This window comes from Lactiplantibacillus sp. YT640, from assembly GCF_049745435.1.
GTDB lineage: Bacteria > Bacillota > Bacilli > Lactobacillales > Lactobacillaceae > Lactiplantibacillus > Lactiplantibacillus plantarum.
Map to the genome: position 1 here is coordinate 210,790 of NZ_JBMNVY010000001.1, position 24,884 is coordinate 235,673.

The 24,884-nt window shown below is 44.8% G+C and carries 27 protein-coding genes; 7 read left to right on the top strand and 20 right to left on the bottom strand.

The genetic code is table 11. The annotated features are described in order from the left end of the window. Positions 1-295: 295 nt before the first annotated feature. Positions 296-850, top strand: a complete 555-nt coding sequence (locus ACOV1R_RS00995; RefSeq protein ID WP_003642674.1) for a cysteine hydrolase family protein — start codon at positions 296-298, stop codon at positions 848-850. 60 nt (positions 851-910) lie between these two features. On the opposite strand, the gene ACOV1R_RS01000 is transcribed toward ACOV1R_RS00995, so the two are convergent. Genes ACOV1R_RS01000 through ACOV1R_RS01010 form a run of 3 tightly spaced genes read right to left on the bottom strand, consistent with a single transcriptional unit; the run spans position 911 to position 2,754 of the window. Further along, positions 911-1,684 carry an ABC transporter permease gene (locus tag ACOV1R_RS01000; RefSeq protein WP_003642673.1) on the bottom strand — a complete coding sequence of 258 codons (774 nt, stop codon included), beginning with the start codon at positions 1,682-1,684 and terminating at the stop codon, positions 911-913. Continuing rightward, on the bottom strand, positions 1,674-2,384 hold the full coding sequence (locus ACOV1R_RS01005) for an ABC transporter ATP-binding protein (RefSeq protein ID WP_003642672.1): 711 nt from the start codon (positions 2,382-2,384) through the stop codon (positions 1,674-1,676). Before ACOV1R_RS01005 ends, ACOV1R_RS01000 begins: the two co-directional genes overlap by 11 nt. Beyond that, the gene (locus tag ACOV1R_RS01010; protein ID WP_003642671.1) at positions 2,365-2,754 is read right to left on the bottom strand and encodes a GntR family transcriptional regulator; all 390 of its coding nucleotides are present in this window, start codon (positions 2,752-2,754) and stop codon (positions 2,365-2,367) included. The genes ACOV1R_RS01005 and ACOV1R_RS01010 overlap by 20 nt, the downstream gene beginning before the upstream one ends. 187 nt (positions 2,755-2,941) lie before the next feature. On the opposite strand from ACOV1R_RS01010, the gene ACOV1R_RS01015 reads away from it, so the two are divergent. Continuing rightward, positions 2,942-3,223 carry a bacteriocin immunity protein gene (locus ACOV1R_RS01015; RefSeq protein WP_003642670.1) on the top strand — a complete coding sequence of 94 codons (282 nt, stop codon included), beginning with the start codon at positions 2,942-2,944 and terminating at the stop codon, positions 3,221-3,223. Between the two features lie 354 nt (positions 3,224-3,577). Here ACOV1R_RS01015 and ACOV1R_RS01020 read toward each other — a convergent pair whose 3' ends face one another. Beyond that, on the bottom strand, positions 3,578-4,501 hold the full coding sequence (locus ACOV1R_RS01020) for an alpha/beta hydrolase (protein WP_054519118.1): 924 nt from the start codon (positions 4,499-4,501) through the stop codon (positions 3,578-3,580). 116 nt (positions 4,502-4,617) lie between these two features. Between ACOV1R_RS01020 and ACOV1R_RS01025 the strand changes: the two genes are divergently transcribed. Genes ACOV1R_RS01025 through ACOV1R_RS01035 form a run of 3 tightly spaced genes read left to right on the top strand, consistent with a single transcriptional unit; the run spans position 4,618 to position 7,712 of the window. Beyond that, a complete protein-coding gene (locus tag ACOV1R_RS01025) occupies positions 4,618-6,417 on the top strand; it encodes a M3 family oligoendopeptidase (RefSeq protein WP_021357113.1) in 1,800 nt (599 codons plus the stop codon). 17 nt (positions 6,418-6,434) lie between these two features. Further along, positions 6,435-6,851 (top strand): helix-turn-helix domain-containing protein, encoded by a 417-nt coding sequence (locus tag ACOV1R_RS01030; protein WP_003642665.1) that lies wholly within the window; start codon positions 6,435-6,437, stop codon positions 6,849-6,851. A gap of 9 nt (positions 6,852-6,860) precedes the next feature. Beyond that, positions 6,861-7,712 carry an SAM-dependent methyltransferase gene (locus tag ACOV1R_RS01035; RefSeq protein WP_217203105.1) on the top strand — a complete coding sequence of 284 codons (852 nt, stop codon included), beginning with the start codon at positions 6,861-6,863 and terminating at the stop codon, positions 7,710-7,712. Between the two features lie 127 nt (positions 7,713-7,839). Here ACOV1R_RS01035 and ACOV1R_RS01040 read toward each other — a convergent pair whose 3' ends face one another. From ACOV1R_RS01040 to spxB, 3 genes are all read right to left on the bottom strand, one after another. Next, complete coding sequence (locus ACOV1R_RS01040; protein ID WP_027822933.1) at positions 7,840-8,196, bottom strand: DUF6483 family protein; 357 nt, start codon at positions 8,194-8,196, stop codon at positions 7,840-7,842. Positions 8,197-8,210: 14 nt separating this feature from the next. Beyond that, positions 8,211-8,525, bottom strand: a complete 315-nt coding sequence (locus ACOV1R_RS01045) for a LasU family protein (protein WP_003642662.1) — start codon at positions 8,523-8,525, stop codon at positions 8,211-8,213. Between the two features lie 462 nt (positions 8,526-8,987). Next, positions 8,988-10,745: a pyruvate oxidase gene (spxB, locus tag ACOV1R_RS01050; protein WP_011101858.1), complete on the bottom strand. Its 1,758-nt coding sequence runs from the start codon at positions 10,743-10,745 to the stop codon at positions 8,988-8,990. A 232-nt stretch (positions 10,746-10,977) separates the two neighbouring features. Here spxB and ACOV1R_RS01055 point away from each other — a divergent pair, with 232 nt between their 5' ends. Beyond that, positions 10,978-11,373, top strand: a complete 396-nt coding sequence (locus ACOV1R_RS01055) for a hypothetical protein (protein WP_021357055.1) — start codon at positions 10,978-10,980, stop codon at positions 11,371-11,373. Between the two features lie 58 nt (positions 11,374-11,431). On the opposite strand, the gene ACOV1R_RS01060 is transcribed toward ACOV1R_RS01055, so the two are convergent. The 5 genes from ACOV1R_RS01060 to ACOV1R_RS01080 form a co-directional block, all read right to left on the bottom strand. Further along, on the bottom strand, positions 11,432-12,217 hold the full coding sequence (locus tag ACOV1R_RS01060; RefSeq protein WP_021357056.1) for an alpha/beta fold hydrolase: 786 nt from the start codon (positions 12,215-12,217) through the stop codon (positions 11,432-11,434). A gap of 163 nt (positions 12,218-12,380) precedes the next feature. After that, on the bottom strand, positions 12,381-12,701 hold the full coding sequence (locus ACOV1R_RS01065; RefSeq protein ID WP_003642657.1) for a thioredoxin family protein: 321 nt from the start codon (positions 12,699-12,701) through the stop codon (positions 12,381-12,383). Between the two features lie 71 nt (positions 12,702-12,772). Then, complete coding sequence (locus ACOV1R_RS01070; protein ID WP_217203103.1) at positions 12,773-13,894, bottom strand: PLP-dependent transferase; 1,122 nt, start codon at positions 13,892-13,894, stop codon at positions 12,773-12,775. Positions 13,895-14,341: 447 nt separating this feature from the next. Next, on the bottom strand, positions 14,342-14,641 hold the full coding sequence (locus tag ACOV1R_RS01075) for a hypothetical protein (protein WP_003642655.1): 300 nt from the start codon (positions 14,639-14,641) through the stop codon (positions 14,342-14,344). 281 nt (positions 14,642-14,922) lie between these two features. After that, positions 14,923-15,585 (bottom strand): hypothetical protein, encoded by a 663-nt coding sequence (locus ACOV1R_RS01080; protein ID WP_021356250.1) that lies wholly within the window; start codon positions 15,583-15,585, stop codon positions 14,923-14,925. A gap of 440 nt (positions 15,586-16,025) precedes the next feature. Between ACOV1R_RS01080 and ACOV1R_RS01085 the strand changes: the two genes are divergently transcribed. Next, a complete protein-coding gene (locus ACOV1R_RS01085; protein ID WP_003642653.1) occupies positions 16,026-16,532 on the top strand; it encodes a DUF2798 domain-containing protein in 507 nt (168 codons plus the stop codon). 589 nt (positions 16,533-17,121) lie between these two features. Here ACOV1R_RS01085 and ACOV1R_RS01090 read toward each other — a convergent pair. From ACOV1R_RS01090 to agaB, 8 genes are all read right to left on the bottom strand, one after another. After that, the gene (locus ACOV1R_RS01090; protein ID WP_003642652.1) at positions 17,122-17,571 is read right to left on the bottom strand and encodes a hypothetical protein; all 450 of its coding nucleotides are present in this window, start codon (positions 17,569-17,571) and stop codon (positions 17,122-17,124) included. A 33-nt stretch (positions 17,572-17,604) separates the two neighbouring features. Further along, positions 17,605-17,985, bottom strand: coding sequence for a hypothetical protein (locus ACOV1R_RS01095; RefSeq protein ID WP_003642651.1), 381 nt, complete (start codon positions 17,983-17,985; stop codon positions 17,605-17,607). Positions 17,986-17,998: 13 nt separating this feature from the next. After that, positions 17,999-19,012 (bottom strand): lipoate--protein ligase, encoded by a 1,014-nt coding sequence (locus ACOV1R_RS01100; RefSeq protein WP_097558166.1) that lies wholly within the window; start codon positions 19,010-19,012, stop codon positions 17,999-18,001. A gap of 501 nt (positions 19,013-19,513) precedes the next feature. After that, a complete protein-coding gene (locus ACOV1R_RS01105; protein WP_054519116.1) occupies positions 19,514-21,871 on the bottom strand; it encodes an SH3 domain-containing protein in 2,358 nt (785 codons plus the stop codon). A 479-nt stretch (positions 21,872-22,350) separates the two neighbouring features. Beyond that, positions 22,351-22,773 (bottom strand): PTS sugar transporter subunit IIA, encoded by a 423-nt coding sequence (locus ACOV1R_RS01110; protein ID WP_011101864.1) that lies wholly within the window; start codon positions 22,771-22,773, stop codon positions 22,351-22,353. 1 nt (position 22,774) lies between these two features. Next, entirely contained in the window at positions 22,775-23,590 is an 816-nt protein-coding gene (gene agaD, locus ACOV1R_RS01115) for a PTS galactosamine transporter subunit IID (protein WP_011101865.1), read from the bottom strand. Then, complete coding sequence (gene agaC / locus ACOV1R_RS01120; protein ID WP_011101866.1) at positions 23,580-24,389, bottom strand: PTS galactosamine transporter subunit IIC; 810 nt, start codon at positions 24,387-24,389, stop codon at positions 23,580-23,582. The genes agaD and agaC overlap by 11 nt, the downstream gene beginning before the upstream one ends. Then, a complete protein-coding gene (gene agaB, locus ACOV1R_RS01125; protein WP_011101867.1) occupies positions 24,390-24,872 on the bottom strand; it encodes a PTS galactosamine transporter subunit IIB in 483 nt (160 codons plus the stop codon). Positions 24,873-24,884 lie beyond the last annotated feature (12 nt).

Below are 24,884 nucleotides of genomic sequence, written 5' to 3' on the forward strand. Positions count from 1 at the left end.
GGCTACTGTGCCAATTTGGGGCAAAAATCAGCAATTAGCAAACAGAACACCGGCTAATAAGTCGCCATTCGCAATTATTTATATTAACGCCCGATACCTGGCGCCTTGGTCGGCCACAAAATATTATTAATATTTTATTGTTCAGAAAAGACTTTCAGCAAGCTGCTGTCCTTATAGCTCCAAATCTCATTAATATAATTATTTAGTCAATCCAACGCTAGTTAAACAATTGACAGTCCCATCAGAGTTGTTTACAGTAAAACCAATCTCAAACCTAATATTGGAGGCCTTTATTATGGCAAGTCACCAAGCCTTACTGATTATTGATTATACGAATGATTTTGTGGCTGACGGCGGGGCACTCACTTGTGGGCAACCCGGCCAAGCGCTCGCACCAACGATCGTCAAACTCGCCAACCAAATGGCTACGGCAAGCGACTGGGTCTTACTGCCAACCGATGTCCATACCCCGCATGATCCTTACCATCCCGAAAGCAAGTTGTTTCCACCTCATAATGTTCGGGGTACCTGGGGTCGTGAACTCTATGGGCCACTCAAAGATTGGTACGCTGATCATCAAGCCGCCGATAATGTTTGGGCATTCGACAAGACGCGTTACAGTTCATTTGCGGGTACTGACTTGGATTTACGTCTGCGAGAACGCCATGTTGACACCCTGCACTTAGTCGGTGTTTGTACCGACATTTGTGTCCTTCACACGGCTGTTGACGCCTATAATTTGGGTTACCAACTCGTCATTCATCAGGATGCCGTTGCTAGTTTTGACGCCGCTGGTCACGAATGGGCGTTGCGTCACTTCAAAAACAGCTTAGGTGCAACCATCGTTTAAAAAATGCGCAATAAAAATCACTCATTCAATACGAATGAGTGATTTTTTAGGATTACTAAATTAATTCAAGGTTGGCTCAACCCATTTTTGCAACATCAAGGTATTTAACACACCTTCAACTAAGATAACTGCCAACATGACGAGACTACCGACCCATAAAGAATCGATTTGTCCCTGGTTGACTAGCTGACTGGAGAGAAAGCTGACCATGCTAATCAACAAATTAGCTAAGCGGAAAGCTACGTAAATGACCACCACCGTGATAATCACATTGACGAACCGTTGCCGAAATCGTGGTAAAAAGCCCTTGGTCGCATTCGTAACAAAATGGCAAAGCGTTATCGTGCTCCAAATCAGAATCGTCACAAGAACTAAGACTAGCAACGTTCCGAGTGCGAACTGCACGGCACTACCCGCATCAAACTGGCTAAAGAACAGCGACGCTGATGTTAAGCCTCCCATCAGTTCATTCCAACCAATCCACAGAGTTAAGCAGAATAAAATCACTTGGACCAACCAAACATAAACAATATCAACCAACGAAACGACTAAATTAATCGTATAGCGTCGCCAATCGCTAATTGGCAATAACCAGAACGTCCCCGCCCGGAAGAATTTTTCATTTGAAACTGCCAATAAGATAAACCCAACGATTAAAGGTAACGCCATCCAAGCACATAAATTATAGAATAATGTGGCAGCTGTGAAGTTTCCTTTGATGGCAGTCCACAAACTAGTGACAATCACCGCCAAAGCTTCGATACCAATCAATAAACTCATTTGCTTAAAGCGTGGCCAACTGAGGGCCTTAAATAGTGACCAACTACTTGTCATCCGTCACACCTCCCATATATAAGCTCTCATAATAATCTTCAAGTTCCATGCCATGTTCGTCGCGAATCTCATCTGCACCCTGATGAACAACAATTGTTTGGTCCTTAACGACCACGATTTCATCAAGAATCGGCGCGATTTCAGTGACATAATGATCACTAATCAATAATGTCGCTTCGGCAGGCGTCCACTTGATAATACTGTTAATAATTTTTTTGCGGCTCATACTGTCGATCCCACTAAACGGTTCATCTAATAAGTACAAAGCCACTTTGCGACTCAGGGTCAGCGCAATGATTAATTTCTCGCGGGTCCCCTTAGACAACTCACCCAATTTTTGTTGTTGGTTGAGTTCCAGAAAGTCAACCAGCTCTTGATAGCGTTTGGCGTCAAAATCAGGATAAACAAGTTGATAAAATTGCGCGATTTGTTGTAATTTCATACCGGCACTAAAACCAGTCAAATGATCCGTGAAACTTACCTGCTGCTTACGGGCTACGGCAGTTGTCGCGCCATTGATCACAATACTGCCCTGACCCTTGGCACTACCCGTAATTAGTCGCATCAAGGTCGTTTTCCCCGCCCCATTTTCACCTAATAAACCGACAATCTTGCTGGGCGCCAGGGTTAATTGAACATTTTGTAAAATCATTCGTTGATTATGTTTATAACGTAAATCCTTAATCGTCAATGCTGTCATGATTGTGCTCCTCTCGTTGGGCAATGTATTGTTGCAGACTCGCCACGATTTCGGCGTCACTTAAATTTAGTGCGTGCAATTGGTCGTACGCTAATGCTAATTGCTCGTTCACCAGTGTAGTCCTCAATTGCATAATATGCGCCTGATCTTCCGTTACGAAATTCCCCTTACCTCGTTGGGACGTCAGAGTGCCTTCCGTAATCATCTCACTGAGTGCCCGCTGAACTGTATTAACATTAACCGTCAAGTCCAACGCAAGCTGCCGGACTGCGGGCAACTTTGCCCCTGGTGGTAACGTTCCGTCAATCATTTTATGATAAATATACTGTTTGATTTGATAATAAATCGGAACCTTGTCATCAAATTTCAATTTAACGGCCTCCTTAGTGTTCTATTTTTCTATTACAATATAACACAGCTGATACCAAAAGTACAATAATGATCTACCGTTACTTGTGATAGCGGTTACATTTGTAACTTGAATCTCAATTTAGGAGCGCTATACTTAAATTAGGACGTGGACTAAGTTCGCCACATCACAGGAGAGGGATGGTAGCATGTTAAAAAACGAAAACGCCATTGCGCTAATTCGCGCCATCGATGTCGCTTATAGTGACCCCGAAGTACGCGCAATTCCCGAATTACAACAAGCCTTAGCTAAGGCCGCACAAGACTTAGACTGTGTTGCGGACCACCATCAAGTCGCTAGCCGCCTAAACCAGTTGCTAACTACTTGGGGGGCTCGTCATTCACAAGGCCCCGCCGTGCTTGACCAGTTATACCTGATCACACTCAAAGATGGCGTCGATGTACCTTGCCAGGTCCCATACCGGGCATAATTATCTTAATATCACAAAAGCTCCCAGATCGAATCGATTTGGGAGCTTTTGTGATATTAGGATGCTAACTTTCAAGGACAAAAGCAGCCAGCTATGGACCACTGGAAAAAGTGCGAGTTAGCGTAACCTTGCTTAGTTAGTTCGTCCTACGCCGACTTCCAGGCATTTCTGCTAATTGCCGGAACGTGGCGGGTTGGGCACGGGCTCAAATCGACGTCGGCTTACGTTCCAGCAATTGTCACCCAGCCCCAGAGGTCGGAATCGGACGATTATTGCTGACGAACAGGAATCAAACAAACGGCCTCTTAATATCACGATTCATGACAAATCAGTGCTAATTCAAGCAAGCTAACATTACTGCACGTATTGTTCCAAGAATGCAGCGACGTGACGCTTGTAACGTTGGTAATTCTGAGTAATGGCCGTGGTGTGGCCGGCTCCCTTCACCAACCATAAAGACTTGGGTTGGTGAGCATTGCGGTACAGCGTCTTGCCCATGCTAGTCGGGACAAAATCATCCCGGGTGCCGCTGATAATCATGATAGGCAAGTGGTTTTTACGAATCTGAGCGATTGCATCCGCCTCTTTGAAGCTATAACCAGCACGTAATTTAGTAATGAGACTGGTTACGTTGACTAACGGAAACGCGGGTAAATGATAGAGTTGCCCCGCTTGATAACTAATAATCGCATCAGCACTCGTAAACGGACTATCGACGACGTACGCTTTGATCTGTGGCAACTGCCGTTCACCACTGGCCATCGTCATCCCGGCTGCACCCATACTGATACCGCTCATCACGATTTGAGTTGTGGCCGTTTTATGTACGACGGTTTTGGCCCACTGCAAGTCGTCGCGGCGCTCCAGCCAGCCGTAGCCGACCGCTTTTCCCTGGCTCGCACCACTTGCTCGGGAATCAGGAACCAGCACGTTGTAGCCGAGTTCATGATACATCCCCGCCCACGCACCCATCAAACCCTTATTCCCAGCAAATCCGTGTGCCAAAACAACAGTCCTCTTAGAATTTTTAACTGGAATATACCAAGCAACCAACCGTAAATGATCCGATGACTCAATAGTCCAAGTTTGCTTACGCGCATGTAAATACCAATACTTTTGGTGATAAACCGAACTTTTTTTCGATAGCTTTGTACTCTGCGTAACAAATGACTTATCACCACGGGCAATTGCCACGTGGTAAAAATAACTGCCAGCACCAATCACAGCTCCCGCTACCAGAACAACGAGTACCCCCAGTGTGTTCCACCATTTCTTCATTAAAATTCACTCCTTGATGAGACAAAAATCTGTTTTGAGCGGGAAAATTTCGCCACTACTTCATAATAACCGTTATAATTAAAGATAACTAGACCAGATTGAGGAGGCTTCTTTTTATGCACTATTCCGAAACGTGGGATTTGGACAGTATCTTTGCTGGTGGCATTGATTCCCCAGCACTAACTGCAAAAATGTCCACGATTAAACAGCAGTTGACCACGACAGCAGACACCTTAGTTCACTGGCGTGCTGCCGCTGACACACCAGACGCCGACTGGTTTACCCAACTCGTCAACAGTCTGCAAGCCATTCAAGCCGGTATTGACCAAGCTACCGTTTTCGTGGTTGCTTATCAATCCGCACATGCGGACGACACCAAAGCCGCCCCACTATTGAACCAAATTTATCAACTTGATAATCAGTTAAACAATTTATTAACCCGCTTCAAGAAGCAGCTCGTTAAGTTAGATCAAGCCACCTTTGACACGCTCGTGCAACAACCGTCACTACAAGCCATCGCCTTTAACTTAACCGAAATGCGTCAGCAAGGCTTAGCGCTCCTAGATGACGACACTGAAGCCCTAATCAATGACTTAGCACTCGACGGTTTTCAGGGTTGGAGTGACCACTACGACACGTTAGTTAGCCAAATTCAAGTGCCCTATACCGATGAAAACGGAATAACCCAGCAACTATCCGCGGGTCAAGCTCAAAACATGTTAGCAGCCGCCATGCCGAACGCTCAACGCGCCGAATTAATGCGCAACTGGGAGCACGCTTGGCAAACTCACGCCGCTCCCTTTGCTGATACGTTGAACCACTTGGCGGGCTTCCGACTTGCCAATTATCGTGCGCATGGTACGACGAACTTCCTACAAAAACCACTAGAACTCAACCGCATGAGTCAAGCGACACTAGACACAATGTACCAAGTTGTCGCTGACAGCAAGGACATTTTACTAAGTTACCTGAAGCGTAAGGCCCAGTTACTCGGTAAAGATCAACTAGATTGGCAAGATATTGAAGCCCCACTAACCTTGGGACAACTTCCTAACCAAACTTACGATCAAGCTGCCGATTTTGTCATTAACAACTTTCGCCAATTTAGTCCAAAGATGGGCGCTTTAGCCCAACACGCCCTTGAACATCGTTGGGTCGAAGCTGAGAACCGCCCTAATAAGCGGCCTGGTGGCTATATGGAAAATCTACCAGAGACCCACGAATCCCGAATTTTCATGACGTTTACGGGTTCACCTAATGACACAGCCACCCTCGCCCACGAATTAGGGCACGCCTTTCATGGCAGCGTCATTCAAGATCTGCCACTTTGGCGTCAAGATTACGCGATGAACGTGGCCGAAACCGCCTCAACATTCGCCGAACTGATTGTCGCTGACGCCAGTGTCAAAGCGGCCGATGATGCCAAAACCAAATTAACTTTATTGGATGCTAAAATGCAAAATCCGTTAGCCATGTTTCTGGATATTCGAGCCCGCTTCCTGTTTGAGACGCGCTTCTATGCCGCCCGTCAGCACGGGATCGTCACTCCTGATACTTTGTCAGACTTGATGCTAACCGCCCAAAAAGACGCCTATGGTAATGCCTTAAATACTTACCACCCGATGTTTTGGGCTAGCAAGTTGCACTTTTACATTGACGACGTCCCGTTTTATAACTTTCCATACACATTTGGCTACCTTTTCAGTCTCGGTATCTATGCTCAAGCTAAAACACAATCGGACTTTGAAGACCGCTACATTGCCCTATTGCGAGACACCGCCAACATGTCGACCGAAGCCCTAGCTGCCAAACACCTCGGTGTTGATCTGACCAAACCAGCCTTCTGGCAAGCTGGTGTAGCTTTGATCAAGCGGGACATCGATGAATTCATGGCGTTATCCGCACCGTTAATCTAAGGAATGGAAGTGAGCACATGTTTCCAGAACGTTTAAGAGCACTACGTCGGGGGCAAAAAATGACCCTCGCTCAACTCGCGGCGGCCCTCAATCAAATGCCGACCGCAGACAAGACGACTCGTCAAAATACCGCGGCTCAAATCGGTAACTGGGAGCGGGACTTACGGACCCCGTCCTACCTAGAAGTTCGTAAATTAGCCGAATTTTTCAACGTCACGACCGATTACTTGTCAGGTAAATCAGACCAAGAAGAGTATGACCTCGGTCGCATCTTTTTATCGGGCAAGCCGTTGACGTTTAATCAAGAACAATTATCCAGTGAAGACCGCTATGAACTGTTTCAGTTGATGGATGGTTACTTACATGGTCGCCAGCATCGAGTTTCAACGGATGCGACCGGCCAAGAAGAATTAGACTTACACTTTGATGACTAGGAGTTTTTTATGAATCCCAAGAAGTTAAAACAATTAAAAAAGCGGGTCAAAAAGCAAGCCGGTGCCCCGTATATTCAACAGTTAATGAAGTACCGCGACTTATTTAAGGATGATCCCCAAATTCTAGTGCTGATCAATAATGTCTTGGAAAGTGACCGCTTGCTGGCAACCGGCTTAGCTCCCCAACAATTGCCAGTCTTAGAAATCCCTGATGATTTTCAGGACCATCTCTTTGAGCGCATCAATCAGCAATATGCCATGGGTGATCCTGCTGGTGATGCGGCTTGGAACCAACTATCAGCCGCTCTCCCAAAAGTTGACCAACTTCTACGCAACTTTCGAGACTATATCGAAGATCAGTATGGGATGTGGGCCTACATCAGTGCGCCATTTCTGAAAGACCTAGCTGACTTCACCGGCAGCGCACCAGTTCTGGAAGTCATGGCCGGTAACGGCTATATTTCCAAGGGCCTCAAACGTCTCCATCCTGGTCAGCCAATTTATACCACGGATTCAAAGGATTGGACACACGAAACTGGCAATCAGACGGGACGCCACCCAGTCACGACGATTGAAGCGTTGGATGCCGTCAGTGCCTTCAATAAGTACGCCGCAACTATTAAATACGTCATTATGGCCTGGTCACCGGACAAATTGACTATTGATTGGGACTTGTTACAAGCTATGCGGCAAAGTCCTTACGATATCCCATTGATCGTCATTGGCGAAAAATACGGCGCCACGGGTTCCAAACAATTTTGGGACCACGCTAATTATCAGGATAACGAGGCCGTTACCAAGTTAAATGCTCATTTCCGACCATTCGACCTGATTCACGACCACGTCTATGTGATCCGATAATTGAACACGCGTTAAATTAAAAGTCGTGCTTTCAGGATTAAATTCTGAGAGCACGACTTTTAATTTTTCCGTCATAGCTGAATCTCTTTTTTGCCAAATTCATTCGTGATTTGCTTAAATCTTAGCATCACATTTTCAATTGTTGCAGTTGTTCCAATCCCGCCACCAACGATGTTCGTGAAATTCCCCCGGCAGCGAGACTTTGGTCGTCAAATTGATTAAGCGTCGCATAAAACCAAATTCCGAGCTGCAAGAATTCAGCTTCCGTCATTGCAAACTGCAACGCTAACAACCGCTGAGCGGCTTGAGCATAAGCCTTTCTGTCAATGAGTTGTGCCAATTCGACTTGATGTGGCAACGGCTGATTTTGATTTTGCGGAAACACCACCTCAGTTGTGCCTCCCTTATGACGACTAAGCGTGTACCCTAACCCCGTTGCGAACGCATGTAACTGCCGCATTAACCAATCACTTTCATCTTGCATTAGCATTAATCCCCCTAATTGTGTGCCATCCAATAAATCGCTAAAATTGTCAAAATGACTGATAACGTACACATATACCAGTAAAATTGTTTTTCCGGTACTGTTCGACCATGATTTCCCTGATAGGCATCCGCCATACTAGTGATAAACGTCGCCAAAATTGTATATAAGATCAATAACGTAAACGCGTAGGCCGTCCAAGCCGTCCCCATCGGTTGGTGCATTGCTTGCAAGCCCCAGCCAATCAACCATCCCACCAATAAAAGACCCGTAGGCGCTGCAATTAACCGTCGCTTCATCCTCATCACTCCCCCTAGAATTAGCTTCATTATCCGCTTTTAAAACTCCCAGACCAAGCAGAATGACGCCTAAAATTATATCCGCATAATACCAAGCCTTTTCTGCACGAAATATTGTTAAAAGGTTCCGGTTTAAGATCAAAAGTAACCAGTTAGGCCCGCTGGAAAAAGTTCGAATCAGCGTAAACATGCTTGGTTAAACGCGTCCTACGCCGACTTCCAGGCATTTCCGTCAATTGCTGGAACGCGGTGGACACAGATTTAAGCCGCAACCCACGTCTTAAATACTGGTCTTCCACTAACCAAGCAAAGGACGCTTGCTAAGTGAAATTTCACCGCTGAGCATTGACCGAAACGCCTTCCAGTCGGCATAGGACGCGCACCGGCTGACGAACAGGAATCGAGTTAACCGGAACCTTTTAACAATCATTCCTGACCTATCCTAGAACGAAAAAGCCTGCAATCAATTGATTGCAGGCTCGTTCACACTGACTATTCGACGTTGAACTCCTTGAAATAACTGGTTAGTGGTTTCAATTCGTTCGCGTCATATTTTTCTTTGAAGGCACTGACAGAAGCATCCGATGTCTTGGTTGGATCAACATCAAGGATTTCAACTGGTAACCCCCGTTTGTCCGTAATCTTGGCATCAATTAGGACCGGACGACCAGCCTTTAATTCGGTCATCGCAGTTTCGAAGGCTGCGTGCAGTTGATCAAAATGTTCAACACGGATACCTTTGACGCCCATTCCTTCAGCTATCTTAGCAAAATCAGCATCAATCAAGTCGATACCATAATATGGTTGCGGCACATCTTCTTGTTCTGATTTAATAAAGTTCAACGTTTGGTTAGACGTGACAATATTAAAGATTGGCAAGTGATACTTAACTTCGGTCAATAAGTCTTGCATGACCATTGAGAAGGCCCCGTCGCCAGCAATGTTGAAGGCTTGCCGATCAGGATAACTCATCTTCGCCGCAATCGCACCGGGAACACCGGCACCCATCGTGGCAAATAGTGCTGAAGTCAATAATTTTTGCTTGGGATTCATCTTTAGGAAACGGAAACTATTAATCGTATTGTCGCCAACATCCATTGAGAAAACTGCATCATCGGCAGCGACCCGGTTGATTTCTTGGTAGACTTGTTCGTATTCAAGTGGATCGGTCGTCCGTTCACTCAGCTTCTTCAAATACTGTTTCCAGTCAGCCATATCTGCTTTAGCCGCTTGGTAGTATGGCGACGGTGACGCTGGTTCACTTAATGCCAAGGCCCGTTTGATGAAGACTTTAGCATCGCCATTAACCCCGAAATCCAAATGATGGTGCCGACCAAACTTGCCAGGATCCAGTTCAATTTGCACATATTTGAAGTCGTGAGTCGTGTACATAATCTGTGCGAACGAATAATCTGCGCCAACTGAAACGACCAAATCGGTAATCCCCATCAGTTCATCCGCCGCTTTCGAGGCTGCCCGATAAGCGCTTCCCATATTACCATCAAAACTATCAGGAATGACGCCCTTGGCTAACCCAGTGATAATAATCGGTACTTGCAGACGCTCCGCTAACGCCATCATGTCCTCGGTTGCACCACGCGTCCCTTGACCAACGTGGAAGACGGGGTACTTGGCGTTCTTGATCATCGTTAATACCGTCTTAACTTGTTCATCATCAATAGTAGGAATGCCGGTCAGTTTAGCAGGGACACTTGCTGAATCGTAATTAAGATCAGGAATTTCAACATATCCAAAATCATTAGGAATTGTCACCACCGCAACCCCATTTTCACGATAAGCCGTCCGAATGGCCTTATCGACGACGTATGGTAAGCTTTCTGGTGTCATGACGGTTCGATTAAAGACCGCCACATCACTAAAAATCGGTTCTTCAGCGAATTCTTGGAAATAATCATAGTTCATATTAGTGTGAGCAACTTGACCCACCAAGGCAAGTACGGGCACGTGATCTTCCTTAGCATCATACAACCCGTTGAGTAAATTAACGGCACCAGGACCGGCCGATCCAAAGGCGACCCCGATTTTACCCGTCAACTTTGCATCCGCTGCCGCAGCGAGGGCCCCCACTTGTTCGTGACGTACCTGCACATATTGGAGCCGTTCTTGCTCAACATCCAACGCGTGCATGGTTGAGTTAAACGATCCACCAGCATAGCCGTAAATCTGTTTAACATCCCAAGCTTCAATAACTTTTAACATTGCAACAGACGCTTCAATCATCTTTGCCATAGTAAATGCCTTCTTTTTAAAATTATTGTATACGTTTTCATTTACGGTTATCAGAATACATCTAAATTGTTCAAAATTCAATTGTAAACAATCATTATTTTATAAATATTTTCTTAACTAACCAAATTCGATGACCTGACACTGGTCCGAAATCGTGTTAGCCTGCCGTTGTTCTGGAAAATATCGAACGCTTATCCATCGGCTTAATCTAACCAATCAGCAAGGTGAAATAATGATGAAAGATAAAGCAATTAATATTCTGACTGCCGAACTGTCAGCACTCCCCGTTTTAATAATGACGTACTATGCGCTTACCGCGAAACCGACCGGACAGTGGCAGCTGACCTTTAGTCTCCCCGTTTATTGGCTGATCAGTTCCGACCTGCTAGCCTATCCCTGGCTCCTCATCCGGATTCCCCGCTTGCGCCACAACCCTCTCAAAATGAATTCACTGGCTCTAAAGGCAAGCTCAAGATACAACTGCCGGCTCAACGAACGGGTCGCGCGCTGGGATGATGAGATGAATCTCGCGATTTTCTTACTGGAACGCGGTTGTCTAATGTTACTGTCAGAACCACTACTTTTAGGCGATTTAGGCTATCATAGTGTCCGACGGTTATGGTATTGATGGCAATAAAAAGCACCCATGCTGTTCAGTTTTATGAACAGTGTGGGTGCTGTGTGCATTATTTAAGAATGTTGGTCTCCAAGAAGGCGACAGCAGCTTCTTGAATCTTGTGAGGTACGTGGTGAACGCCACCTTCAGCGCGTTTAAAGACAGTTGCCTTCAGGGCTGGCTCATCTTTAAAACGGTGCTTAAAATCACGCATATACTGATAAGGTACCATTTGATCGGCCGTACCGTTGAAAAAGAACATTGGTCGTCCCGCCAGTGCTTCTGGGTGTTCAGATAAGTCAAACTTTGCCAATTGTTGATAAGTTTGTTCAATTAGTTCTGCTGGGAGCTTAGCTTGTAATGCCGCTGGTAATTGTGCAACTTGATCGGTTGCAAAGGCCACCGGTTCTGGTGAACCAATTAACGAGACACCAGCAACTACCGTGGGCTGCGTTGCCATAATACCGGCAGCGGTAATACCGCCCATCGAAGTTCCCATGACACCGATTTTATTAGCATCACTAATTCCAGCAGCCACTAAGGCCGCGACTAATTGTGGAAATTCCGCAACTGAATGTCCAACAATCGACCAAAAATGTTCAGGATGCCGATCGAGATCAGTCCCATCATTTCGACTGCCATGTAAATACGCTGTCGGGAGAATGACTCGAAAACCCGCGCGTACTAACTGATAAGCCGTACCCAGTTCAGTCGCTGTCTGATTTGTCCAACCATGATAATCGATGATCGTTGGTAATTTAGTTTGTGCTTGACTAGCTGCAAACACGTGTAATACGGGCAAATCACCAAATTTGTTCGTCCGCACCACCACATCTTCAAATAAATTTGTTGTCATGTTTATCACCGTTTCCAAAATTAATAGTTAATAGTGTAGCAGAAGCCCAAACGAAAACCAACCCAAACGCGTCCATCGTGGTTAAAGCTTAACCATCATGGACGCACTCGAGTTGGCTCGTTTTAACACGGTTAGTTATCAGCTAACGTCATGCCTTTCAAAACTACTTTTCAAGTGTATCTAAGAAATCTTCAACTTGCTTTTGGGTCTTACGGAATTTGTCAACATATCGACCAATTTCTTGACCATCTTCGATCCCAACGAAACTAGGAATCCCCATCACACCCATGTCTTGGGCAATTTCAATGTTGGCGTCACGATCAACCGTGATCCAGTCATATTGATCGTACTTCGCTTCGATTTGGGGCATTACTGGTTTAATAAAAGCGCAATCCGGGCACCAGTCCGCCGTAAAGAATAACATGTGTTTACCCGTCTTGATACGTTCGCGAATTTCTTCGTCGCTTAAAGTTGCAGTTGCCATGAAAAATGCCTCCAATATCTTTATAATAATTATAGTTTACCACATACTAAAAGTAAGTAAAGTCTTTTGCTTTATTTTGTTGCTCGGATCAGCGCTTGCTTGAGATCCGCTGCTAAATCGGCACTATTTTCGATCCCAACGGATAGCCGCAATAAGTTAGCGGTGATCCCCTTTGATTGTCGTTGCTCTTCCGTTAAATCTGCGTGTGTCTGAACTGCCGGAACTGTTAACAGGCTCTCGACACCGCCAAGACTTTCCGCAAACGAGATTACGTTCAATGCTCGTAAAAAGGTATCGACGTCGGTACCCGTAGCGAGATAAAAACTAATCATTCCACCACGTCCTGGATATAAGACACGTTCAACGTGTTCATCTGCCTCAAGGACCGTAACGAGTTCCTGCGCATTAGCCTCCTGCTGATGCAAACGTAATGGCAAAGTCTTCAAGCTCCGTAAGAGCAGCCAAGCGTCGAACGGGTCAAGGACCGCACCAGTCGTCACCAGATTAAATTCAAGCGCATCAGCATCCGCCTGCGACTTGACTACCACTGCACCGGCTAAAACATCATTATGACCGGCTAAATACTTAGTTGCGGAATGAACGACGATGTCTGCGCCTAGATCCAGTGGCTTTTGAATCAACGGTGTATAGAAAGTATTATCAACGATTAACTTGAGGTCATGGGCGTGTGCGGTAGCCGCTGTGGCCGTAATATCTATGACCTTCATGGTTGGATTCGATGGCGTTTCCAACCACAGGGCAACGGTTTGATCGTCTGCCAGTGCTGCCAATGTCGCTTGATCCTGCCCATCCCAGACAGCAAAATCCAAATGATAATGGTCGTGTAAGAGGTCAAAGAAGCGGTACGAACCCCCGTATAAGTCATCAGACACAATAATTTTGTCACCACTATTGAAAAGCGTGAAAACGAGCTGGATTGCCGCCATGCCAGAAGTCAGCACATACGCAGCGATGCCGTGTTCCATCTCTGCCAGCACTCGTTCCAAAATACAGCGGGTCGGTTGGGCCTCGCGCGGGTAGTCAAATCCCGTAGATTGTCCTAAACCAGCATGTCGATATGCTGTCGACAAGTAGATGGGCGCCGAAATTGCCCCGGTCTTCTCATCATCACTCCGATTACCAGCTTGTGCTAACCGCGTTTCAATGTGTAATTTCTCAGCTTGTTTTGTCATAATCTCAATCCCATCCAATCTAGTTATGGTCGGGCAGTCTACAGAGAGGCCAGTGTAAAAATGACTACAAAAAAAGCCGCCATCTTCAAGGGACGCCGGTCGCGTGTTACCACCCAAGTTCAATTACGGGTCACCCCGTTAAACTCATCAAGTCATTATTGACTCACTGGAGTATCGGCCAGTCCCGCCAGTACAGCCTTGCGACCGCAACTGGGCATTCCGAGTTCATCTTCATCAGGCGCTACCTTACCGCTTTACACTCCCCACGGCTCCCTGTCAAAGGTATAACCTGACTACTCTTCTCATCAACATGTTATTTAATGATATTTTCATCTTACTCTCATAATAATAGGAGCGCAAGCCCCAATCTTATTTCAGCACAATAAAAAATGGTGCCAGCATTATCCTGACCACCATTTTTACAGAAACGCATTCGACACTGCCTAGCTATCCCAATAATTTCAAGACAATCACAAAATATCCTAAAATCAAAATACTCAACCCCAGCGTCTTCAAGAGGGCTAACCACTGGCCCCCTGCAGTTCGACCTTTAGGGCCCAGACAAATCGCAACGCCGCCACAAATCACGGCCAAGGTTCCTAGCTCACGGCCCCAGTTTGCATTCAATAAGTAAATGAACGGTCCCACTAAGCCGCTGACAATCGCGACGATCCCCAGTATTTTCAGAATCAAGCGGCCCAGTCGCTTATCCTGTTCGTCATAAATTTCATGTTTCTCTTTTGCCATCAAACCAGCCACCAATCTTTATGAACTACTTTCAGTATGCCGTATTTGGTCACAATGAGCAAGAAGGCGGTTACAATATCCTGGTCAAATTACTGAGGCATCACTAGGCTAGCTTGTCATACCTTACCTTGGGCCCTGCCGGCACTTACCCGTGATAACAGCTGAATCAAGCTACCAAATTGACCATGATGATACTAAAAATTAGGTGTTCAAAATTGACACCCGCTGAACACCCAATTGGCAATAACTATTTTTCAATTGTAACCTGCTAAACGACGCCATTATGGCTGTGTTGCAACAACTTGCCATACGTTCCCCTTAGCCAACTGCTGTTGTTCCAATTGACCTTGGGCGTTAATCCGAAAACGACCCGCTAAGTGTGCGACATCGGCGTTGGTATTTTCATAAACTTCCACGTAAACTAAACCACCGCTTTGATACTGATTAAACACAAAGTTTTGCTTATTGGCGGTTGTTTGTTGATAGTCCTTAGCCACTTGTTGCCAAGCCCAATCATTAATCTGACTAGCTGTTAACTGCTGTGGATTGGTCGTTTGCTGGCCGCTAGTTGATGATGAGGTCGCGGATGCAGACTGCCCGGTAGTTGTTTGACTAGTTGCAGTGGTATTTGAATGTCCCTGCGAGCTAGCTGCAGTAGCTGTCTTACTACCCTGACTAGTCGTTGCACTAGCTTCGGATTGTGACTCATTAGCTGAAGTTGTGGAAACTGACGATGCTTTAGTTGACGACGATTTAGCAGCTGTCGATTGCTTCGTCGACTTTGCTGAAGATGACGCGTCTTTTTTAGCCTTAGTCTTTGACACAACTGATTGTGTTTCACTAACCCGCGACTGACTAGACTGATGGTCGGCTTCTAAGTAATAACCGCCTCCCAGCGCAATGATCCCAGCAATCACGGCTGAACTAACTAACATTTTTTTCAAGATAATCAACTCCCCAAAGATTAATTGTCTGATGCTAACTACAGCATACGCTATGTTGTCTCACTTTACCAACGTTTACCTGTTCTGGATCGAAATTTAACTTTAAATTATATTTGGCTCAGTTGGTCCATTTTTGGGCACCTAAGATTCATTGTGCCATCCTTTTCTTGACTACGTATCTCCTCAACAACAACCGTGGCATCAGCAGAAATGAATTTTGTTAACTTGAAAGCTGTTTCCACAACCTTATTTCTTTAAAGTTCATTTTGCCATCATACTGCCCCTTATAAGTATATCGTAAATGACACCCGACTACGGCCCAAAACAGGCTAACAATGTAACCGTTTCATAATTTGTCATCAAATTGTTACTTATGTGAGGCCCCCTTCGCATGCTATAGTAATCAACCGATACAAAAAAACTAGGAGTGTGTGAATAGAATGCCACGTAATTTAAAAGAAGAAGTTGTCTTTACCGCCATTATGGCCGGTTTAATGGTCTTTGTGATGACCGCCTATAACGTTACCCTTGCTCAAGGTTTCAGCAACGGGTTAGTAATGGCAATCCTTAGTGGCTACCCACTCGGTTTATTCGTTGCCATCATTTTAGACTTATTGGTCGTGGGACCAATTGCCAAACGATTAGCTTTCAAATATATCATTAATGATTACATGCGCAAACGGGTTGTCTTGATTGGGATTACCATCTCCGTCTTGATGGTTCTTGGCATGGTAACTTGCATGTCCCTCTTCGGGATTGCAGTGGAAGGTGAATTGTCCGGAAGTCACGTTTTAGCGACTTACGGTCACACTTGGATCTTTAACTTGATTGTTGCATTACCACTCCAACTCATCATCGTCGGCCCAATCGCCCGCGGTGTGCTTGGAAAAATGCAACGGGCAACTGCTAACACCGAGTCAGCAGCTGCAATGAACGAAGAGGACTAATCTTTCAGTCCATTGACGGACGGTCGCCGGGATAATCTTATCCTGATGGCCGTCCGTTTTATTTTACGACTATCCAGTCGACCACCGCTTTTGCCGAATAGTCCACCCTATGAAAGTCTTATGCGTGATCTGTACGCAAAAAAAACGCGTGTCAGCCATCCGAAAATGGTTAACACGCGTTCATCGCGGCACTGGTAAAACCAGCGGGAGTGACACTCCACAATGTCAGTGACCCAGACACTCTGAAATACGTCAGAGAAACGTGCCCCGCTATCAATATTAGTCACTAGCCGCTCGCGCGGAACCGTTATTGCTAACGATCTGACTCTATCGACTCATCGCATGGACTACCATATCATCTTCATTGATAAAATGCAAGTCGCACCGCCACAAAATTCGTGGCTCCTACTCACCACAGTTGGGCCGCAGTACTTAACTTTTCGCAACCAAAAAAATTGAGTATCCCGTTCGATTTAATGAACGACACACTCAATTCCATTGGTATTTTGATTTTGGCTTGGCTCCAATATCAATTCTTACCTTACCATAGTCATGTAAAGATTTAGTAATTAACTCGTAAAGATTACGTTTAAGCTTCCGCCGCCGTGATCTGGTCTAAGCGATCAGTCTGAGCCGTCAGCCAATCGGTTAATAACTTTTCAGCGTTGGCTTGATCAGCGAGCACGTCGGCAACGCTTCCCAGCTCATCAATTCGCAATCCTGACGGTAACGCATCGGATTCTGCAATCATGTAAACGTTGATTGGCAGCGTATCCTCTGCCGCCGTAACCTTTCCAATTTCGGTCAGATTAGCCAGTGGCAAATTAATAACACTCGTCTCCAACCGAAAGCTGATAGCTGGCTCATGCTTAGCCGTCAGCGTCACTTGGGCAAGCTGGTCGGCATTGAGTGCCGCTACCAGCTTCGCCAGCCAAGGCTTAACCTTGGTCGCTAGTTTGGCATAGGTACCAGTCAAGCTATCCTGCGTAACCTTGTCAGCCGTAACATCATCAATAAAAGCTTGTACGTTTCGTTGCATAAAACATTATCCCTCATTCATTATTCAATTTCGTTAATTTGCACGTCGCCAGCGAGTCAGTAACACCAACGTATAAAAGTTGATTCCCAATCCAATCACACCCATAACTTCTAACGCCAGTTTAATTTCCATGCCAGCCGTACTCTGATAGCCCGACATTAAGGCGCTGACAAGTCCTAAGCTATATATCAGTACAACTAACCCTAGGACGTAAAAACCCAGCATACGATTAATATACACTGCTAGAACGCCTAGAAAATATAAGACTAGGGCAATCAGCAACCCCTGCCACATTTCCGCTACCGAAATATTTTTTGCCTGCAGGTGAAAATGGCTAGTCGACATCATCCAATTGACGATACCGTAACAAAAAAAGGACACAAACGCAAATGCAACTAAGCGAGTCAGTTTCAACAAATCACTCCTATTATTGGGCAATTAAGTCAATAACGGCTGACCGTTCAATTCCCGTGAAGTACTGATTTAAATCAATATCTGCCAGCGCTTTAGTGATGGCCTCATGGTCGTACCGCACACCTTTAAGGGCGGCTTCAATATCTTGAACGTTGCCACTACCAAAGAAATCACCATAAAATTTAATGTTATTGATCAAGCCGTCATCAACCGAGATCCGCGCATCAATGGTTCCCATATCAAAGTGTTGACGCCGCTTAACCGAGAATTCCGGTGATTTACCGTAAACCCAATCCCAATTAGCATAATAGTCTTCGTAAATTTTATCAATAGCTTTTTGTTGTTCAGGTGTCACGTGATATTCCTTATCCGCAATCTGATCCAACGAATCAACATGGAACAACTCTTTTAACAGGGCATCCTGAAATTCTGGCACCGTGATATTCTGATATTCTGGCGCTAAATAAGGCCGTAAATTCGTGACCCGACTCCGAACGGACTTAATACCTTTGGAAGCAATCTTGTCGGTCGGGACTGTTAGCGCATGTGGGACAACGTTTAAATCAACATTCAACATCAAAGTGCCATGGGAGAACGTCTTGCCATTCCGTGAATACATGGCGTTACCGGAGAATTTCTTACCATCAACGAGCAAATCATTGCGACCACTGACCGTCGCTGTCGTCGCCCCCATATCGTGAAGCGCATCAATGATTGGCTTGGTAAATGTCTTAAAGTCGCCAAACTCTTGACTGTCACTATCCACCACAAAGCTGAAGCAGAGGTTACCAAGATCTTGATACACAGCCCCACCACCAGAGAGACGCCGCGTTACGGTAATGTGATGTTCCCGGACATAGTCGGCATTAATTTCTTCAAGGGTGTTCTGGTTCCGACCAACAATGATGCACGGTTCTTCATAGTAGAACAAAACTAATGGTTCATCGAAATCCACGTTATTCATTAAATATTGTTCGGTTGCCAAGTTACGGCCAATCTCATGATCTTTCATTGCGACATAATACATGTTTTAAAATCTCCTTCAGCTTTAGGTTACTTTAATCATACAGCAAGATGAAAAAAGGACCCACAATGTGAGCCCATTTTTTGGAAGAATCATACAAAAAGTTTGGCGTGGCATTCTTCACACCACAAGATGACTGATTCACTATCCACATCCGTGAACGTTTGATTGGCGGCAATCCGTTCTCCGTGGACATAACCGTGCCATCAATAGATGGAGGTTGGGCCAGTCAGTTATCCGAAATTAGCGGAAACGCTGCTATACTGCACTAGCTATCACTTGACGGGTTTGTTACAACAATTGGGTAACAGTTTGATACTGACCTGTGACTCTTCCGATAAATCCAATATAGCATACAATGTAAGCGATTGCAAACCGAGTAAAAAAACAACCTAGTCAGCCGAAGCCAACTAGGTTGCCGAAACATTAATAGCGGTCGTAATCGCTATTCCATTTCAATATCCTTAGTATAAAGCCATTTGGACGCCGGAACAACTAATATGCCTAGCCTTCAAGCTTAGCAACATAGTGCGTTGCACCGGAGCGACTCAGATATCGGAGCCACGTGTAACCCTCAGCTTGAACCGTCCCATTGTAATAAACCGTTTCACCTGGGTTATATTCACCGACAACGCTTGCGCGCGTACTTGGCGCCGTACGAATATTAGTCGTCGTTACGAAGCGGAACGCCCCTTGACTGTTTGTTACCGGCTTAGACGTCGTATTTCCGGTAGCGGCATTACCACTAATCGCTACGTAATGTTGGGCGCCCAAATAAGACAAATACCGTAACCAAGTCTGGCCGTTAGCCGTTACCTTAGCGTTGTAGTAGACTGTATCACCAGCACTATAGGTACCGACACTTGGGGCATTTCCGGCCGGTGTATTCTTAATCGCCGTTGTTTGCGTAAAGCGATAACTACCACTTTGAGGCGTTACTTGCGGTTTATCAACATTGGTCGACGTACTCTCACCACTAATTTGCACATAATGCTGGGCACCTGAGTAAGACATGTAACGTAACCAAGTCTGACCATTTGTCGTCACCTTACCATTGTAATAGACCGTATCGCCAGCATTATAAGACCCAACCGTTGTCGCACTAGTTGCAGGTGAACTCTTGATTGCTGTCGTTTTCGTGAAACGATACGACCCACTGGTTGCAACCACGTCCGGTTTAGCCACAGCACCAACCTCATCACCACTCATAGCCACGTAATGCTGAGCGCCTGAATAGGATAAATACCGTAACCAAGTTGTCCCACCCGTGGTAATCTTGCCATTATAGTAAACCGTCTCACCAGCATTATAAGTGCCGACCACTTGAGCCGTTTTGCTTGCGGCTGATCGAATGTTGGTCTTTGCGGTAAACTTATACGACCCACTAGCTGGCGTAACTGTCGCCTGGTTATTATTATCATTAGTTGTTGTTTGACTAATCATCACATACCGTGATACGCCAGAATAGGACTGATAGCGTAACCAAGTTGCATTACCGACCGTTAACTTACCATTGTAATTGACTGTTTCACCAGCGTTGTAAGTACCCACTACGGCACTCGTGGCGTCCGGCGCATTGTGAATTGTCGTTGTCTTAGTAAACTTATGTGTACCACTGGTTGGGGTGACGTCTTGATCAGGCTGAACTTGGTTATTATCATTTCCGCCACTTGCCTGACCACTGAGCGCTTCTTGATCCCACTCGTGTAGCTTGTTATATTCAATGATGCTGATCAGCGAACTCGCGTACGTTGGCGCGGTTGCGTAGCCGTCTTGTTGCAAGAGACTGGCAACGCGCCGATAATCGGTAACCCCAATTAAATTGCTGTAACGCGGATTGACAACCAAAAAGGCGCCATGATCTTCAACACTAGCTGACCAATTCGGGTACTTCCGAAAAGCGTCTTGAATCGTAATGTATTGTGAGCCATTCCATTCCTGGGTTGGGAAGTAGATTGATTGCCCTTGATAACTTCCCTTGATACCGAATAAGTTGTTTCCCTGAGTTGCAAGTTGTGATTGTCCCCAACCACTTTCCAGAATTGCCTGTGCGGCCGTGACTGATGGCAAGACTTGATACTTGTTCCAACCAGAGATTGCCCCCGCTTTAATCTGACTCAGGAAGATTTCCTGACTAGTCATTGCCCGCGTGGACCGTGCCATCATCGCTGATGACTGGACCGCATCAGCCGCCACAGCCGTCTCAATCTTTGGTGAGATTTTCGCGGCTACCGCCTGCTCAGTCGCTTGCTTAGGTGCGGCTGACGATGCGGCTGATTTGGCTACTTCACTCGTCACAGTCGCGCTGGATTGGTCCGTAGTGACATGACTATCCTGACTTGCGGCCGCGCTGGCTTTAGCCGTCTCATTAGTCGTACTGTGACTGGCTTGGCTCGTGGCTGCACTAGCTTTGGCCGTTTTATCAAGTTGATCAACAGCACTAGTTGTGGAGTCCGCCGTAGCACTAGCAGCCGCGTTATCCTTGGCAGCTTCACTGGCGGAGGACTGGCTTTGCGGTCCTGTACTGTCAGCTTTAGCGGCTTGACTGGCTGCCCGCACTGTGACACGACTTGTTGCACTGGTAGTAGCCGTCGTCGTGCTGGTCGATTCAGCTTGATCGTCAGTCTTGGCACCGTCACTGGCAACTGATTGGTCAGTCGCACCGGCCGCTGTCGTTTCCGTCTGACTGCCAGCACTTAAGGTCACTTGTTGGCTTGCAGCTGAAGCAGCGCTGTTTCCCTTAGTCGCAGCTGCCAGTTTTTGATTTGCACTTGCCGTATCAGCTTTACCACTCAACATCGGCAGCAAAGCGGTACTTAGCAATAATGAAGTTACTACTTTTTTTGTCATTCCAATTTTCAATTTTAAAATCCCCAAACTTTCCGTGAGTTAGCTGTTAACACAACCGATTTAATTCCCCTGTAGCACCTGCTATTACAGAATAATATTAGCATGTCGAAGAGGGACATTCAAACGAGATCGCTTCGAATTATTTTATTAATATCAATTGATTGACACCGTTATCATTTTAAATTATTAACCAATTACCAGTTAGTTATCATTATTAGTATCGTTACTTGCCTAAATCCCTTGATAATATTAACTTTGTTAAAATTAACTTCACTTTTAAACACTTGAAACTAATTAAAGATAGCTGGTTATCCAATAGACTTCACTCACAATTGTTAATTTTAAAAAAACACTCTGTAACCAAAAAAGTCATAATTCTTTATCTTCATCAAAATATTTATAATGTGCACTTTTTCTATTCAAAATAACATATTCCAAACAAAAAATCCGATCAACAGATAACTTGTTAATCGGACAATCTGTATATTTCGCTAAATACCTTCTACCCCATCATCAACTTGAATAGCTTGATGATGAAAAACTTTAGTTTGTACCTGGCTGATTTTAACTAATTTTTCAGCCAATTTTTTAGCCGGAGCTGAATATGTTGTAAGCTCAAAACCCACTTCAAGCAATGCACCAACATTGCAACCACTTGTAACCGCAATATCTTTTTCACTCACTTGACTTAACTTAACAGCTTCCTTGAATGGCGTACCACCTAGTAAATCGCACATAAAGACAACATTATTCTCACCAATTACAGCACGTTGAAATCGCTCACTAAGCTGAATATCATCCATGTTATCAGTAAAATCTATATACTCGATATTGGCAATATCACCTGCTAACAAATGAATTGTTGATTGTAGTCCACTTGCATAATTTCCGTGTCCACTAACTATTATCTTCATTCTAAAGAACCCCCATCCATGAGAAAAGGATTGCCAACATAAATGTTCCTAATATTAAGACTACGGGACTCACATTTTTCTTCTTTAATAGCCAATACAATAAGAAGGTATACCCTAATGGCAATAAATTAGGGAAAATCCGATCAAAAAATTGTGTTTGAATTGCAATCGTATGCCCTGCTGAAACTGGAATCTTTGTTTTAACCGCAATTTGTACATAAGTAGCAATTAATCCCCCAATAACAGTGCACCCCAGAATGCTAGCACAATGTGATACGATTCCTGAATTTTCGCGAATTTTTGAAATAGCTTTTGTGCCGGCGTTGTATCCCAATAATGCAATTGGCGCCCGTGCTACAAACATTGCTAAATAGACTAGGAAAAAAACTAATGGGCCAAGAATACTGCCCTGTTTAGCAAAAGACGCTGTAATTCCAGCAACAATTGGTAAGATTGTGAACCATGTAATCGCGTCCCCGATACCAGCCAATGGACCAAACAATGCAATTCTCAGTCCGTCAATTGTCGATCTTTTTTCGCCATGTTCTTCAAGAGATGCTTCTAAACCCATCAACAGCGGTGCAGCATAATTATTAGTGTTAATAAATTGCAAGTTTGATTCAAGAGCAGCAGCTAGGCCCTCTTTATCATTACCATAAATTTTTCTTAGTGATGGCAACATTGCCAATGTCCAACCATCTGCCTGCATCCGTTCATAGTTCATTGCAGACTGATTAAACAGTGATCGCCAACCAAGCATTCGTACATCATGCTTCGTTAATCTACCTCGTTCTGATATTGGTGAATTAGATGCCATCGCCATCATCTCCGTTTCCACTGGCACTTTCAATCATTGATTTAAGTTTTTTCTCGTTATCGGTTTGTTTTTTATTGTGATAAAACTCAATAAAAGCAAGTGAAATCCCAATTACCGCAACCGGCATCAAATTACCAAACTTAATAAAGCACGCCGCTGTAAAACCAAGTAATAAATATGGGACGTATTCAGCTTTTAACATACTTTTAAGCAACAATCCAAATCCAACTGCGGGTAAGATATTACCTGCAATTTCAAAGCCATGACTTAACCAGACGGGCATAGAATTAACCAATGCCTTCATTGGTTCTTGAGCACCATAAACACACAGAAAAGCAATCACACCATATGTTAATGCAACAAGTACTGTAGGTAACAGCGCTAATCTTGTGAATTTTTTAGTTTCAACATTCGCCGCATATGCATCTAATTTTTTAGTAAGGACTGAAAACGCCGAATAATAAAACAAAATGATATATTGCATTAAAATACTAAATGGGAGTGCCAACCCAATAGCCGTTGAAGGTGTTTTTCCGGTGGTATACGCCAATACGACTGTCATAATTCCTGCCATAATTGGATTAGGTGGCTGTGTCCCACCAACTGGTGTTAACCCAGCAAAAGCTAACTCTGTTAAACCACCAGCAATAATACCAAGAGTCAGATTACCTAAAATAGCACCAGTCACTGTACATACGATCATTGGTCGAAATATATACAAGCCCTCTAGCCAAAAATCAATACCTGCAATTAAAGCAAATAGTCCAATCAGGAGACCCTGAATTAAGGTGACTTGCATCTAGATCACCTCTTCCAAAGGTTGTTTTTTATCTTCCGGAACTTCTTGAACATAAACATTCACACCATGATCCGCACAATATTTTAAATCAGCCTTGTCCTGATCATCCATATAAGTATACTTGGTTACTTGGACCTTTCCCTTCGAAAAATGCATATTTCCAAGATTCAGATTTTTTACTGGAACACCACCCTCTACTAATCGACGAGCATCTTGAGCATTGCGAATCACCAAAAAGATATGTTGTCGCGGACTTGCTTTATGAATAGTACTGATAGTCTTGTCAATTGTCCAAAATCGAATTCCAACTCCAGATGTTTCAGCAGTTGCTGCCATCAGCTCTTGTTGCAATTGATCATTGGCAGTTTCATCATTAGCAACCAATAATAAATTGGCTCCAACAGAGGAAGTCCAAACAACACCAACTTGTCCATGAACTAGTCGGTTATCGATTCTTGTAAGCACAATATTTGGTTCACTCATATTTATCCCTCT

Coding starts and splice junctions, on each gene's coding strand:
- ACOV1R_RS00995 (WP_003642674.1), top strand. CDS start 296: ATGGCAAGTCACCAAGCCTTACTGATTATTGATTATACGAATGATTTT.
- ACOV1R_RS01000 (WP_003642673.1), bottom strand. CDS start 1,684: ATGACAAGTAGTTGGTCACTATTTAAGGCCCTCAGTTGGCCACGCTTT.
- ACOV1R_RS01005 (WP_003642672.1), bottom strand. CDS start 2,384: ATGACAGCATTGACGATTAAGGATTTACGTTATAAACATAATCAACGA.
- ACOV1R_RS01015 (WP_003642670.1), top strand. CDS start 2,942: ATGTTAAAAAACGAAAACGCCATTGCGCTAATTCGCGCCATCGATGTC.
- ACOV1R_RS01020 (WP_054519118.1), bottom strand. CDS start 4,501: ATGAAGAAATGGTGGAACACACTGGGGGTACTCGTTGTTCTGGTAGCG.
- ACOV1R_RS01025 (WP_021357113.1), top strand. CDS start 4,618: ATGCACTATTCCGAAACGTGGGATTTGGACAGTATCTTTGCTGGTGGC.
- ACOV1R_RS01030 (WP_003642665.1), top strand. CDS start 6,435: ATGTTTCCAGAACGTTTAAGAGCACTACGTCGGGGGCAAAAAATGACC.
- ACOV1R_RS01035 (WP_217203105.1), top strand. CDS start 6,861: ATGAATCCCAAGAAGTTAAAACAATTAAAAAAGCGGGTCAAAAAGCAA.
- ACOV1R_RS01040 (WP_027822933.1), bottom strand. CDS start 8,196: ATGCAAGATGAAAGTGATTGGTTAATGCGGCAGTTACATGCGTTCGCA.
- ACOV1R_RS01045 (WP_003642662.1), bottom strand. CDS start 8,525: ATGAAGCTAATTCTAGGGGGAGTGATGAGGATGAAGCGACGGTTAATT.
- spxB (WP_011101858.1), bottom strand. CDS start 10,745: ATGGCAAAGATGATTGAAGCGTCTGTTGCAATGTTAAAAGTTATTGAA.
- ACOV1R_RS01055 (WP_021357055.1), top strand. CDS start 10,978: ATGATGAAAGATAAAGCAATTAATATTCTGACTGCCGAACTGTCAGCA.
- ACOV1R_RS01060 (WP_021357056.1), bottom strand. CDS start 12,217: ATGACAACAAATTTATTTGAAGATGTGGTGGTGCGGACGAACAAATTT.
- ACOV1R_RS01065 (WP_003642657.1), bottom strand. CDS start 12,701: ATGGCAACTGCAACTTTAAGCGACGAAGAAATTCGCGAACGTATCAAG.
- ACOV1R_RS01070 (WP_217203103.1), bottom strand. CDS start 13,894: ATGACAAAACAAGCTGAGAAATTACACATTGAAACGCGGTTAGCACAA.
- ACOV1R_RS01075 (WP_003642655.1), bottom strand. CDS start 14,641: ATGGCAAAAGAGAAACATGAAATTTATGACGAACAGGATAAGCGACTG.
- ACOV1R_RS01085 (WP_003642653.1), top strand. CDS start 16,026: ATGCCACGTAATTTAAAAGAAGAAGTTGTCTTTACCGCCATTATGGCC.
- ACOV1R_RS01090 (WP_003642652.1), bottom strand. CDS start 17,571: ATGCAACGAAACGTACAAGCTTTTATTGATGATGTTACGGCTGACAAG.
- ACOV1R_RS01100 (WP_097558166.1), bottom strand. CDS start 19,012: ATGTATTATGTCGCAATGAAAGATCATGAGATTGGCCGTAACTTGGCA.
- ACOV1R_RS01110 (WP_011101864.1), bottom strand. CDS start 22,773: ATGAAGATAATAGTTAGTGGACACGGAAATTATGCAAGTGGACTACAA.
- agaD (WP_011101865.1), bottom strand. CDS start 23,590: ATGGCATCTAATTCACCAATATCAGAACGAGGTAGATTAACGAAGCAT.
- agaC (WP_011101866.1), bottom strand. CDS start 24,389: ATGCAAGTCACCTTAATTCAGGGTCTCCTGATTGGACTATTTGCTTTA.
- agaB (WP_011101867.1), bottom strand. CDS start 24,872: ATGAGTGAACCAAATATTGTGCTTACAAGAATCGATAACCGACTAGTT.